The organism is Pseudoduganella umbonata, from assembly GCF_014192225.1.
Lineage (GTDB): Bacteria > Pseudomonadota > Gammaproteobacteria > Burkholderiales > Burkholderiaceae_D > Rugamonas > Rugamonas umbonata.
Genome location: NZ_JACHXS010000008.1, coordinates 44,940 through 57,172 on the forward strand (window position 1 = coordinate 44,940; position 12,233 = coordinate 57,172).

13 protein-coding genes are annotated in these 12,233 nt (G+C 65.2%); 1 reads left to right on the forward strand and 12 read right to left on the reverse strand.

The annotated features are described in order from the left end of the window. The first annotated feature begins 117 nt into the window (after positions 1-117). Positions 118-1,668, forward strand: coding sequence for a murein biosynthesis integral membrane protein MurJ (gene murJ, locus FHS02_RS19840; RefSeq protein ID WP_137316677.1), 1,551 nt, complete (start codon positions 118-120; stop codon positions 1,666-1,668). Between the two features lie 106 nt (positions 1,669-1,774). On the opposite strand, the gene FHS02_RS19845 is transcribed toward murJ, so the two are convergent. From FHS02_RS19845 to gspG, 12 genes are all read right to left on the reverse strand, one after another. Continuing rightward, complete coding sequence (locus FHS02_RS19845; protein WP_137316676.1) at positions 1,775-2,278, reverse strand: FxDxF family PEP-CTERM protein; 504 nt, start codon at positions 2,276-2,278, stop codon at positions 1,775-1,777. Positions 2,279-2,586: 308 nt separating this feature from the next. Beyond that, a complete protein-coding gene (locus tag FHS02_RS19850) occupies positions 2,587-3,393 on the reverse strand; it encodes a type II secretion system protein (RefSeq protein ID WP_137316675.1) in 807 nt (268 codons plus the stop codon). Continuing rightward, positions 3,359-3,748 (reverse strand): type II secretion system protein, encoded by a 390-nt coding sequence (locus FHS02_RS19855; protein WP_137316674.1) that lies wholly within the window; start codon positions 3,746-3,748, stop codon positions 3,359-3,361. The genes FHS02_RS19850 and FHS02_RS19855 overlap by 35 nt, the downstream gene beginning before the upstream one ends. A gap of 19 nt (positions 3,749-3,767) precedes the next feature. After that, positions 3,768-4,253, reverse strand: coding sequence for a type II secretion system protein (locus FHS02_RS19860; RefSeq protein WP_137316673.1), 486 nt, complete (start codon positions 4,251-4,253; stop codon positions 3,768-3,770). Continuing rightward, positions 4,253-6,331, reverse strand: coding sequence for a secretin GspD/PilQ domain-containing protein (locus FHS02_RS19865; RefSeq protein ID WP_307722178.1), 2,079 nt, complete (start codon positions 6,329-6,331; stop codon positions 4,253-4,255). Before FHS02_RS19865 ends, FHS02_RS19860 begins: the two co-directional genes overlap by 1 nt. Then, the gene (locus FHS02_RS19870) at positions 6,328-6,885 is read right to left on the reverse strand and encodes a hypothetical protein (protein WP_137316672.1); all 558 of its coding nucleotides are present in this window, start codon (positions 6,883-6,885) and stop codon (positions 6,328-6,330) included. The genes FHS02_RS19865 and FHS02_RS19870 overlap by 4 nt, the downstream gene beginning before the upstream one ends. After that, a complete protein-coding gene (locus FHS02_RS19875) occupies positions 6,882-7,445 on the reverse strand; it encodes a hypothetical protein (protein WP_229422403.1) in 564 nt (187 codons plus the stop codon). The genes FHS02_RS19870 and FHS02_RS19875 overlap by 4 nt, the downstream gene beginning before the upstream one ends. Next, a complete protein-coding gene (locus FHS02_RS19880) occupies positions 7,442-7,987 on the reverse strand; it encodes a hypothetical protein (RefSeq protein WP_137316671.1) in 546 nt (181 codons plus the stop codon). Before FHS02_RS19880 ends, FHS02_RS19875 begins: the two co-directional genes overlap by 4 nt. Next, on the reverse strand, positions 7,984-8,793 hold the full coding sequence (locus FHS02_RS19885) for a hypothetical protein (RefSeq protein ID WP_137316670.1): 810 nt from the start codon (positions 8,791-8,793) through the stop codon (positions 7,984-7,986). The genes FHS02_RS19880 and FHS02_RS19885 overlap by 4 nt, the downstream gene beginning before the upstream one ends. Beyond that, positions 8,786-10,492, reverse strand: a complete 1,707-nt coding sequence (locus FHS02_RS19890) for a GspE/PulE family protein (RefSeq protein ID WP_217496865.1) — start codon at positions 10,490-10,492, stop codon at positions 8,786-8,788. The genes FHS02_RS19885 and FHS02_RS19890 overlap by 8 nt, the downstream gene beginning before the upstream one ends. Continuing rightward, positions 10,489-11,673: a type II secretion system F family protein gene (locus tag FHS02_RS19895; RefSeq protein ID WP_137316669.1), complete on the reverse strand. Its 1,185-nt coding sequence runs from the start codon at positions 11,671-11,673 to the stop codon at positions 10,489-10,491. Before FHS02_RS19895 ends, FHS02_RS19890 begins: the two co-directional genes overlap by 4 nt. 32 nt (positions 11,674-11,705) lie before the next feature. Further along, complete coding sequence (gene gspG, locus FHS02_RS19900; RefSeq protein WP_137316668.1) at positions 11,706-12,146, reverse strand: type II secretion system major pseudopilin GspG; 441 nt, start codon at positions 12,144-12,146, stop codon at positions 11,706-11,708. Between the last annotated feature and the right edge of the window lie 87 nt (positions 12,147-12,233).

Sequence of the window (12,233 nt, forward strand, 5' to 3'; positions counted from 1 at the left end):
TGATGCCGGAGCAATTCAAAAAGCAGGAACGTCGCGAAAACTTGCCAAAACCATACACGGGGCGCTTCATAAAATTGTAAGACTTGCATCAAGGCAGCACGGCTATAATCACGCCCCATGAACCTGCTCAGAACCCTTGCCGCCGTTTCCAGCATGACCATGCTGTCGCGCGTTACCGGGCTGCTGCGCGAAAGCCTTTTCGCCCGGGCTTTCGGTGCCGGCGCCTATACCGACGCCTTCAACGTTGCCTTCCGCCTTCCCAACCTGCTGCGCCGGCTGTTTGCCGAAGGCGCCTTCTCGCAGGCCTTCGTGCCGATCCTTGCCGAGTACAAGAACCGCGAAGGAGCCGAGGCCAGCAAGACGCTGTCCGATCACGTCGCAAACTGCCTGGTGTGGGCCACGCTGCTGGTGAGCGCCGCCGGCATTGTCGGCGCGCCCCTGCTGCTGGCCGTGATCGCCGGCGGGCTGAAGCAGGATACCGGCGCATTCGACGCCGCCGTCTGGATGACCCGGCTGATGTTCCCTTATATAGCCTGCATGTCGTTCGTGGCGATGGCGGGCGGCATCCTGAATACATGGCGCCAGTTCAAGATTCCGGCATTTACGCCGGTGCTGCTGAACCTGTCGATGATTTCCGGGTCGCTGTTCCTGGCGCCGTACATGGAACAACCCGTCTATGCGCAAGCGATCGGCGTGTTCGTCGGCGGCCTGCTTCAGGTGGCGATCCAGGTTCCGGCGCTGGTGAAAATCGGCATGCTGCCCCGTTTGTCGATCAATCCGCTCGCCGGCCTGCATGATGCCGGCGTGCGCCGCGTGCTGAGGAAAATGGGGCCGGCCGTGTTTGCCGTGGGCGCCGCCCAGATCAGCCTGATGATCAACACGGCCATTGCCTCGCACCTGCGCGAAGGCAGCATTTCCTGGCTCACGTATGCCGACCGGCTGATGGAATTTCCTACCGCACTGCTGGGCGTGGCATTGGGAACGATCCTGCTGCCCAGCCTGTCGAAGGCCAGCCTCGACGGCGATCCGCAGGAATATTCCGCGCTCCTCGACTGGGGCTTGCGTCTCACATTCATGCTGGCAATGCCCGCCGCCGTCGGTATGGCCGTGCTCGCCTTGCCGCTGATCGCCACGCTGTTCCACTATGGCCATTTCAGCGACGAGGCAGCCCGCATGTCGGCGCAGCCGCTGATGGCTTACGCGGTCGGCCTGACCGGCATCATTCTCGTCAAGACGCTCGCGCCCGCATTCTATGCCAAGCAGGATACCCGCACCCCGGTGAAAATCGCGGTGGGCGTACTGTTTGCCACGCAGTTGATGAACCTGGCCTTCGTACCGTTCATCGAAGTGGCCGGGCTGGCGCTGTCGATCGGCCTGGCCGCGTGCGTCAACGCCACGTTCCTGTATACGGGCCTGCGCAAGCGCGACATCTACCGCCCGCTGCCTGGCTGGGGCAAGTTCTTCGCCAGGCTGATTGCCGCGGTCACGGTGATGGGTGCCGTGGCCTGGTTCGGCAGCCAGCAGTTCGACTGGCTGGCCATGCGCGCGACCCCTCTGCTGCGCGCCGGCGCCCTGTTCCTGGTCATCGGCGTTTGCGGTGCTGTGTATTTCGGCGCCCTGCTGGCACTCGGCTTCCGCGTGCGCGACTTCCGGCGCACCGGCAAATAAGGCAAGCAAGCGGGCGAACCGAGCACGCATCTCGCGCCGTGCGGCGCATATGGTCGAAAAAAAACCCGCTGCCGAGGCAGCGGGTTTTTCATTCTGGAAACTGCAATTACGCTTGCTTGGACTTGCGACGGGCCAGGAAACCCATGATGCCCAGGCCGCCCAGCAGCATGCCGTAGGTCGTTGGTTCCGGCACTGCCGACACCGAGATCTCGCCGGAGTAGTTGGCCTTCGCGGCATTGGTCACGACGCCAGCCAGGTTCAGCGCGAACGGTGCCGCGGTGGTCGAATTCACGTAACCGAAGGAAACGGTCTGCTTGAATTTGCCTTCACCCAGGTCTTGGGTCTGCGTCCATACGCCCAGGTTCGAGCCGTTCAGGGTCGTGCCAGCCGAGTCGAACTTCAGGTATTGGCCGCTGAACGTGACCAGCACTTCGTACAAGCCTGCCGGAACGCCGGTGAAGGTCAGGACGTCCGAACCGCCATCCAGCAGGGAACCGGTGCCGATGAACGACTGCGTGCCGTTTGCATCGAGGACCAGGTTCTGGTCAGCGGCGAAAGCACCCATCGAGGCGATGGTAAGCATGGAAGCGACGGCGAATTTGAGTTTCATAGAATTATCCTTGGGAGAGTAGTAGTAGTAGTACTTGTCGCTGGTTCGGTTCAGTACATTGCTGAACTTGTGATATGGATCATAGCATATTGGCATCAGAACATTACAGAAAAAATTGTAAGATTCTTATTACACCTATACTTGTTACAACATTTTTTCGTGACGACAGGTACTCTACAGAAGATTACCAGCTCGTGCATTGCAAATCCGTCTATCGTGCGGCCGGGACACGTTAATTACACTACTGCAGTGGATTGTCGCGAAAAGAACGGATTCCAGACGGCAGGAACGTAGTGCCGGCGCAACATTCAGGAGTCGTTCGTCGCGCCGGGTGGTTGCTGTGCGGGGACCCCGGCCGGTTCTGCCTGCACGGGGTCGGCTTGCTCAGGTTCGACCGGTTCAGGTTCGGCCGGTTCAGGCTCGGCCGGCTCCGCTTCTACCGGCGGCGTTTCGACAGGAGCGTCGTCCACGGCATCCGGAGTAGCGGGGGGCGCCGGCGGCTTCGATGTCTGCGTCCCCGGGAAAAGGCTGCCGGTGCCTGGCGTTGCTGGCGCCTCGCCCGGTCGCGGCGCCAGTTGACCCGGTTGGCCAGGCTTGACCTGGGCTGGCGGCAGCGGCTCCTGGCCGTCGAACGTGAAGACCCATTCGGAGATCTTCTGCTTGCCGTTGAACGCCTGGAAGCGCGCCGAAAAATTGCTGATCTTGATCGGTTGCGCAGCGGACAGGCTGTAGATGCCCAGGATGCCCTTGTTGTCAGCCAGATAGATAATGCCCCACTCGGCCTTGCCGGTCATCGGATCGACGAAGATCTTGCGCAGGTGCCGACGGATGCCGGGGAAGCGCGGATCCTTCAACAGCTCCTTCAGCGTGGCGGGCTGCCGCGGCTGCCCGGCAGGCGTGGCGGCGGCATAGCTTTTCAGCGCATTGCTGAACTGTTCGCCGATGTGCAGCAAGTCGCGCTCGGCCTGCGCGCGCTGCAGCGTGACCCCGACCCGCACGGTGGTGGCCGCCACGAGCCCGATGATGGCCACCAGGATGATCAGGCCGACATAGGTGAAGCCGCCGGCCGCGCGCGGCCGTTCACCATTCGGAATATGGCTTGCCGCTGCGGTCATTGCCCGGTGCTCCACTCTTGATATCGGCAATGCCGCCCTGGGCCGGATCTTCCGGCGGCAGCAATTGCCAGCTGTCGGTGGTTTCCGTGATCGGGTCGACCGGCAGCGCGCGCAGGTATTTTTTCTCGACCAGCTGTTCCAGCGATTCCGGGTAGCGGCCGGTGTCGCCATAGAACTGGTCGATGACCATGCGCGTGCTGCGCAGGTTCTCGGCCAAAATCGTTTCCTTTGTCTTGTCGACACTGGGGAAGTAACGGGGCACGGCCAGCGTCAGCAACAGCGCGACGATGCCCAGCACCACCAGCAGCTCGATCAGCGTGAATCCCCTGCCATGCTTGCCGGACGCTTTTGCCATTGGTTGGATTACCATTGGATTACCATTTTCGATAGGCAATGCCATTCAGGCCCACCCTGTCGGAATTCGAATACACGTCGTAGACGTCCTCGCCCTCGCGCGGCTCCTCGGGCTCGCTGGCATAACTGCGCTTGCCCCAGGTCTGCGCGGCGGAGAGTTCGCTGTCGAAGGCGAACGGATCGCGCGGCACGCGGCGCAGGAAAAAGATCTTGCCACGTTTCGGATCGCGCAGGTCCACCACGCCATCGGCCAGCGTTTCCAGGTTCTTCGGATACCCGGTGCTGCCGATCGTCTTGGCGATACGCCCATCGTCGTAGGCCTGCTTGTAATCGTCGATGGCCTTGCGGATCTGGTACAGCGCCGTGCGCAATTCCGTCTCGTTGCGGCGCTGCACGGTCACCTGCGCCGTCGGCACCACGAGCGCCGCCAGCAGGCCGAGAATGGCCACGGTGACAAGCAGCTCGATCAGCGTGAAGCCGCGCCGCCGGCAAGGCAAGCCGTTCATCACTGGTTCTGCACGGGCGGCGGCGCCGTGGTCGCGGGCGGCGGCAAGGTGGTTGGCGGCGGCGGCGGCACCGGCAGCACCTGCACCGGCTGCTGGGTGACGCTCGTTGCCGGGCCCGGTTGCGATGTCGACAGCGGTACGCCGACCGGCGTGCCGGTTTCCTGCGGCGTCGGCTGGGTCGCCGGCGGGCCATCCGCACCGGGCGTTCCCGGCACGCCCGGCGTGCCAGGTATGCCCGGCGTACCATTCACGGGTGCACCGCGCTGCGGCAACAGCACCGGCGCCCGCACCGACAACTCCGGCTTGCGGCGGAAGTTCGCCTCGGTACCGGCGGAGAATTCGGTGGCCTCCGCTGGCGGCCGTTGCAGGTTGCGCACCAAGCGCGGCGTGATCGACAGCACGATCTCGGTCTTCTGTGTCTCGTCCCGCTGGTTGCCAAACAGGCGCCCCAGGATCGGCAGGTCGCCCAGCGCCGGCACGCGGTTGCCGCCGTTGCGTTCCTCGTTGTTGATCAAGCCGGCCAGCACCTGGTTCTCGCCATCCTTCAGTTGCAGCATCGTCGAGGCCTGCCGGGTACCGATCTGGTAAGCCGTCGTGCCGGACTTGGTCTCGATGGTATTGACCAGGTTCGACACCTCGAGCGAGATGCGGATCGCCACTTCGTTGTTCAGGTAGATCGTCGGTTCCGCGTTCAGGGTCAGGCCCACGTCGATGTAGCTGACGCTTTCCTGTGCGAAGCCGGCAGTCCCCGGCGACACCGTGGTGGTGATGACCGGCACCTTGTCGCCGATCAGGATCTTGGCTTTTTCCTTGTTGCGTACGCGGATGCGCGGGTTGGCCAGCAGGTTCGAGTCCGACGCATTGCGGTTCGCCGTGGCCGTCGCGCTGATGCCCGTGATGCCGAGCGTGCGCCGGTTCAGGTTGTCGAGATCGTTCAATGTCACTCTCGTCCCCTCGCCGGTAACCAGCGGCGCCAGCGTGACGTTGGTGGGCCAGGCAATGCCCAGCTGCAGCAGGCTGCTGCGCTTGACCTCGAGGATCTCGACTTCCAGCATCACTTCCGGCTCGGCCATGTCCTGTACCGCCACGATCTTTTCAGCCAGCCGGATCGCATCGGCGTTGTCGCGCATGATCACGAGGTTGAGCTTTTCATCGGCCACCACGTCGCGCGATTTCAGGATGGTCTTGAGTGTGTTGGCAACCAGTTTTGCTTCCGCGTTGGCCAGGTAGAACGTCTTGACGACGGTTTCCTGGTATTCCTTCAGCTTGGCGGCGATATTCGGATAGATCAGGATCGTGTTCGCGTCCATCACCTGCTGTTCCAGCTGGTTCGTCATCAGCAGGTAGTAAACCGCCGACTCGACGGTGCTGTTCCTCAGCATGATGGTGGTGCGGGTATCGGCCTTCACATCCTTGTCGAATACGAAATTGAGGCCCGAGCGCCGTGAAATCACATCGAACACCTGCTTCAGCGGCGCTTCGCGGAACTCGATCGTGATCGGCTGCTTGTAGGCCTTTGCCAGTGCGGTCTCGCCGGCGTTCGGCGGATTCCGGTCGGCGATCTCGCGCTGCAGCAGCTTTGCGCGCGGCTGGTCGGGCTTTTCGGCCAGTACAGCGTCGAGCTTGGCCGTAGCGCCCGCGAATTCCTTTTTCTCGACCAGCGCGGTAGCCTCGGCCAGCAGCCTGTCATGGCGCTCGGCCATATCCAGCGTGCGCAGCGCCATGCGGGCACGCTCGTTCTGGGGATTGAGCGCCAGCACGCGCTGGATGTTCTGCAGCGCCAGTTCGCGCTGGTCTTCGGCCATCTGCCGCTCGGCCTGGTCCAGGTAGCGCATGATCGCGCGGTCGCGCGCCTGCAGGTACGTGGCCCGGTACTGCGCATTGTCCGGATCCTGCGCGATCGCTTCCTGCATCTTCAGCAGGCCCGCCTCCACCTGGTCTTTCTCGATCAGCGCGGTGCCGTCGCGATATGCCATCTGGCCGGCGCAGCCTGCCAGGGCCAGGGCCAGTGCGGACAGCGCCAGCACGTGGCCCACCCGGCCACCACGTATCCGGCCTCCATTAGCGTGCGTGTTCAATCCATGACTCCAATATTTAACTGTTGCACCTGTTTCAGGGGCAGGTAGGTGACCGTCAGCGTCGGCGGCGCAATGGTATCGATGCGGTACATCCCGTCGATCACGGTGCCGACCCGGGCCACATAGGTGCGGTCCGGGCGGGCCAGGTAAACTTCCCAGGCACCGTCCGCCACGCCCTTGCCCAGCACGGTGAACGGCAGCGGCGGCGCAGTGGGCGCCGGCGGTGGTGGTGGCGGGCCGCTCGGCGCCTCGGCCGCCGCCGGCGGTGGATCCGGGTTCTGGCCGGCAAACACGCCCGCACTGCCCTTGAATGCGTCATCACCGGTCGCGCCGATCAGTTCGGCGCGCGGGATCAGCCGCAGGATCGTTCCGCTGGCCGCGGGTCCGGTCACCGCTTCGGCCGGCGTCCTGACGGCAGCCACCGGCGCGGCGCGTGGTGCCTGGGCCCTTTCGACAGGTTCGGCCACGTCGCTTTCCGGCGCGTTATCGCCGAACAGCACGAGCCCGGCCGCCAGCGCCAGCCCGGCTCCCATCAGCAGGTGCCGGGGCTTCACTGGCCTTCCTTCAGGTACAGCGTGATACGCAGTCGTGCCTCGACGACGGGGTCGGCGATCGTGTCGCGCCGGAAGCTCACCTCATCGAGCGCGGCAAACGGCACCGCGGCCAGCACCTCCAGGGCGAACTGCCAGATGTTCGGGTAGCTGCCTTTGACGGGTAGTGCGATCTGGTAGGAGGTCACGCCGCTGGCCTTGTCGTAGGCGAATTTGTATTCGCCCTGGTTGAGCGCAAGGCCAGCCTTGCCGGCCAGGTCGAACAGCGTCCTGACCTGCTGCTCGGCGTAGCGTTTCTCGCCCAGCGTGGCATAGAACAGCGACAGGTTTTCGTTGGCGGTGGGCGGCGGCGGTGCTTCGACAAGCGTCGACGCCTTCGGCAGCGGCCGCGCCAGCTCTTCCTGTAACGCGGCCCGTTGCGGCAGCAGCCAGGCCCACGTGGCCAGGCCGGCCGCGAACAGCGCCACCGCGAGGCACGCCGCGCCGCCCGAGCGCATCGCGAACAGGCGCAGCGCCAGCATCAGCGGCGCCAGCCGGATCTCTTTCATTGCGCCGTTCTTCATTGCGCCCTCCACTGTACTTCGACCTGGAAGCGGATCGGATGGTTCGGATCCTGTTCGCCGATTTCATGGCGCACCAGCGCCGCGCCGGTAAAGAACTCCTGTTGTTTCAGCACCTGCACATAGCTCACCATGTCGTCGCTGTTGCGCGCCTCGGCGGTGATCTTCAGCAGGCGCTTCCTCGGATCGGGATCGAGCGCCAGCAAGGCGATACTGGCCGGCGTCGCGGCACCGATTGCATCCTCGAGTTCGCGCCATGGCACGTTCAGGCGCAGGATCGCGGCATTGACGGCGCCGGCCTGCGCTTCCGGAATCGCCACCTCGGCCACGCGCGCGGGGCGCTTCGACAGCGCGGCCTGGCTGGCGCGCAACTGCTCGATCTGCTGCTCGCGCGCGGCGCGCTGCTCGGCCATCTGCATGGCGAACCAGATGCCGCCGGCGCACAGCGCAATGCCGGCGATGCCGGCCGCCAGCAGCGCCGGATGCAGCCGGTAGAGCGCACGGCGCCATGTGACCGGGGCAAAGTCGATCTGCATCGGCTTCATGGCGCACTCCCGGCGACGGCGAGGCGGCAGGCGGTGGACAGCTCGTCGCCCTGCCCCGAGCCGAGCCGCGCGACAGTCACCTGCCCTGTGCCGGCCGGCCTGACCAGCGCGGCCGGCAGCGCGCCGCACAGCTGCACTTGCGCGGGCACTTCAAGCCCCAGCAGCAGCGCTTCGCGTCCCATCATCTGCGTCAGCCAATAATGATCGGCCCCCGGCGGTACCTGCAGCGCGCGCACTGCGCGCAGTTGCCGGCCCTCGATCGCGGCCACGGTCAGCAGGCTGTCGTGCAGCTGGCCGAACCAGGCGCCGGGGCGGATCGCACGGCACCAGCGGTTCCACGCGGTGACGAAATGCGGCACCACCTGCACCACGTGCAGCCGGTGTTCGAGCGCCACGGCATCGATCAGCGCCAGCAGCGCGCGCGGCACCGCGGCGGCAAAGAACGGTTCGGTGGAATGCCAGTCGGCCGTGACCTGCCATGCGGCCGGCCCTTCCCCGTACAAGGCATGGAAGCGCAGCGCGGCGGCGGCTTCGATGTCCGGCAGCCGGGCAGCACCCGGCGGCGGAGCCACCTGCCACAGCCGGCAAAGCTCGTCCGCGAGGACCACCGTCACCGGCCAGCCGGCCACGTCCTGCCCGGCCAGCAGTGCGCGCAGCGCCACGCCCAGGGCCTCGTTGCCGGTCCCCATCACCGTCTGCTCGCCCAGCGCCGTCACCTTGTCGCCGCGCCAGCGCGATGCCGCCAGCAGGCCGACCGTACCCGTGGCGACGCCGAGACGCAATACCTGTCCGAGGGCTCTACGCATGCAGGGTCACCCGCTTGATCTCGGCCAGCGTGGTGCCGCCGCGCTTGACCACCTCCAGGGCGGCGTGGCGCAGGCTGCGCGTGCCGTTCGCATACGCGGCCTGCTTGACCTGGCGGATCGGCCGCTTCTCGACGATCAGCTCGCGGATCTCGTCGTTCAGCGTGAGGATCTCGGCGATCGAGCGGCGGCCCTTGTAGCCGGTGCCGCGGCAGTCGCCGCAACCCTTGCCGGCCTTGAAGTGGTAATCGAATACGTCGGCGCGGGCCAGGCCCACACTGGCCAGTTCATCGTCGTCCGGCGTATATTCGACCGCGCAGTGCGGACAGTTGATGCGGACCAGCCGCTGTGCCCAGATGCCGTTCAGCGCCGACACGAATGCATACGGATCGATGCCCATGTGCGTGAAACGGCCGAATACGTCGAATACATTGTTGGCGTGCACCGTCGTCAGCACCAGGTGGCCCGTGAGTGCCGACTGCACGGCGATTTCCGCCGTTTCGCGGTCGCGGATCTCGCCGACCATGATCTTGTCGGGGTCATGCCGCAGGATCGAACGCAGGCCCTTGGCGAATGTCAGGCCCTTCTTCTCGTTGACGGGGATCTGCAGGATGCCGGGCAGCTGGTATTCGACCGGGTCTTCGATCGTGATGATCTTTTCGCGGCCGTTGTGGATCTCGGTCAGCGCCGCATACAGCGTAGTGGTCTTGCCGGAACCGGTCGGTCCTGTCACGAGCAGCATGCCGTAGGCTTCCTGCGCCAGCGTGCGCAGCGTGGCCAGCGATGGTGCGTCGAAACCCAGCGACTCCAGCGACAGCGAACCGTAGGATTCGATCATGGCGCGCTTGTCGAGCACTCGGATGACGGCATCCTCGCCGTGGATACTGGGCATGATCGACACCCGCAGGTCGATCTCGCGCCCCGCCGACTCGACGCGGAAGCTGCCGTCCTGCGGCACGCGGCGCTCGGCGATATCCAGTTCGGCCAGCACTTTCAGCCGCGAGATGATCTGCTCGGCGACCTCGACGCCGCTGACCGCGGTGGCATGATCGAGCACGCCGTCGACACGGTATTTGACAGCCAGCCCGTTGGCCGTGCTTTCCAGGTGGATGTCGGATGCACCGGCCTTCAGCGCATCGTACAGCGTGGAGTTCACCAGGCGCACCGCCGGGCTGGCCGCCTCGGATACCGAGGCGAACGACAGCACGGCGGCTGTCTTGCCGTCCCTGCGGCCGTTCTCGGTGCCGGGCAACAGCGAGTCGGTGGCGCGCGCGCCCTCTTCCTGCTTCGACAGGTAGGCGGCGATATCGGCCTGCAGCGCCAGGCGCATCTGCAGCGGCGCATGCGGCGTGGCGCGCGCCTGCGCCGACAGCCACGTCTGCAGATCGAGGTCGAAAGGATCGGCGATCACGCCGATCACCACGCCTTCGTGCGTGCGCAGCAGCACGCATTTCTTAGCCATCGCCTGCGACAGCGGCAGCAAATCGAACGCCGGCGTAAAGGCCAGCATCTCGACAGTTTCCAGTACGGCGAGCCCGAACGGCAGCGCCAGCGCGCGCACCACCAGGCGCGGCTCCATGCCGCTCAGCGTTTCCAGTTCTTCCACCAGCGTGCGTTTCGAGGCGGCCTGGGCGAGCCGCGCCCGCGCCAGCAGCGCATGATCGAGGGAAGCAATGGCGGTCTGCAAGGCCGGATCGTTCACGACATTTCTCCGGCAAGGTCAAAGATGGGCATGTACAGCAATACCACGATGGCGCCCACGATCAGGCCGATGCCGGCCATCAGCAGCGGTTCGAAAGTGCGCGTGAAACGGTCGATCCAGCGGCTGATCTCGCCGTCGTAAAAAGCCGCCGACTGCGTCAGCATCGGCCCCAGGTCGCCGGTGCGCTCGCCTACCCGCAGCATGCGCAGGGAGATCGGCGTGGTCAGTCCATGGGCCTCGAAGGCGGTGGACAGCGGCAGACCCGATTCCACGGCGCCCTTGGCCAATTGCAGGCCGCTTTTCACGTTCGCCGACACCATGCCCTGCACGGTCTCGATGGCCTGCACGATCGTGATGCCGCCTTCGTTCAGCATGCCGAGCGTCAGGTACAGCCGCGACAGTTCATAGATCTTGACCCGTTCGCCAATGCCGGGCAACTTGCCCAGCAGGCGCACCAGGCCGCCGTTCCCCATCAGCCGGCGTACCGCCGTGATCGCCGCGAGCAGTGCGAGCACCAGGCCAGCCAGCAGCGCGCCGGTGTGCGCGCCGGCGAACTGGCCCCACGACAGCATCACTTGCGACAACCATGGCAAATTGCGCCCGGCTCCCTGGTAGACCTCGGCAAAACGCGGCACCACGTAACCGATCAGGAACATCGACACGCCGCCCCCCACCAACAGCAGGATACACGGGTAGATCGCGGCGCTGACGATCTTCGAGCGCACCGTATCGATGCGTTGTTGATAGTCGATGTAGCGCTCCAGCGAGCGCGGCAGATCGCTCGTGCCTTCCGCGGCGCGCACGATGCCCACGTACAGCGGCGGGAATAACTGGGGCTGCTCGGCCAGCACGGTGGAAAAACGCTGGCCTTCGCGCAGGCCGCCCAGCAAGCGCTCCAGCACGCCCCGCGTGGCGGGGCTCGATTCTTTTTCAAGCAGCGCCTCGAGCGCTTCGACGATGCCCAGGCCCGCCTTGAGCAGGGCCAGCAACTCCTGGCTGAACAGCACGAGCGACAGGGCCTTGCCCTGGCTGCGCCGCAGCCCGCCGCGCACCGGGTGGATGGCACTGACGAACAGGCCGCGCGCCTCGACCTGGCGCCGCGCGTCGGCTTCGTCGCGACCATCGACCACGAGATGGCCGATCACCATTTCCGGCGACAGGGTACGGACGTCGAACTGCATGGGATCGCTACCGGAAACGGGTCAATAAAAGGTTATTGCGAGGTGATGTCGGCGTTGTCGGCGGTGCCGCCGGGTTGGCCATCCTTGCCCAGCGAAGTGATCTCGTATTCGCCGCGCGTGCCCGGCGCCTTGTACTGGTAAGGATGCCCCCATGGATCGGGCGGCACGCCCTTCTTCAGGTACGGGCCATTCCACTTCGCACCCGCGGTGGCCGGTGCCGCCAGCAGCGCGCCCAGGCCCTCTTCCGTGGTCGGATAGCGGCCGACGTCGAGGCGATACGTATCGAGCGATTTTTCGAAGGCTTCGATCTGCGCCTTTGCTACCGTGACTTCCGATTTGCCCAGTTGCGAGAAATATTTGGGACCGACATACGCGGCCAGCAAGCCGATGATGACGATCACCACCAGCAGCTCGAGCAGCGTGAAACCGCGCGCGCGGCGCGGCGCGGCCGCGTACTGATTTGGGTTGCGCATTACGTCTTTCACCAGAAACCGCGCTTTGCATTGTGCTGCATGCATCCGTAACCACCTCCGATTGCCGAGTTGACGTCGAAGGCTACC

What these genes read in the sequence shown, in the direction of transcription:
- murJ (WP_137316677.1), top strand. Translation starts at nt 118, where the DNA reads ATGAACCTGCTCAGAACCCTTGCCGCCGTTTCCAGCATGACCATGCTG.
- FHS02_RS19845 (WP_137316676.1), bottom strand. Translation starts at nt 2,278, where the DNA reads ATGAAACTCAAATTCGCCGTCGCTTCCATGCTTACCATCGCCTCGATG.
- FHS02_RS19850 (WP_137316675.1), bottom strand. Translation starts at nt 3,393, where the DNA reads ATGACCGCAGCGGCAAGCCATATTCCGAATGGTGAACGGCCGCGCGCG.
- FHS02_RS19855 (WP_137316674.1), bottom strand. Translation starts at nt 3,748, where the DNA reads ATGGCAAAAGCGTCCGGCAAGCATGGCAGGGGATTCACGCTGATCGAG.
- FHS02_RS19860 (WP_137316673.1), bottom strand. Translation starts at nt 4,253, where the DNA reads ATGAACGGCTTGCCTTGCCGGCGGCGCGGCTTCACGCTGATCGAGCTG.
- FHS02_RS19875 (WP_229422403.1), bottom strand. Translation starts at nt 7,445, where the DNA reads ATGAAGAACGGCGCAATGAAAGAGATCCGGCTGGCGCCGCTGATGCTG.
- FHS02_RS19880 (WP_137316671.1), bottom strand. Translation starts at nt 7,987, where the DNA reads ATGAAGCCGATGCAGATCGACTTTGCCCCGGTCACATGGCGCCGTGCG.
- FHS02_RS19885 (WP_137316670.1), bottom strand. Translation starts at nt 8,793, where the DNA reads ATGCGTAGAGCCCTCGGACAGGTATTGCGTCTCGGCGTCGCCACGGGT.
- FHS02_RS19895 (WP_137316669.1), bottom strand. Translation starts at nt 11,673, where the DNA reads ATGCAGTTCGACGTCCGTACCCTGTCGCCGGAAATGGTGATCGGCCAT.
- gspG (WP_137316668.1), bottom strand. Translation starts at nt 12,146, where the DNA reads ATGCGCAACCCAAATCAGTACGCGGCCGCGCCGCGCCGCGCGCGCGGT.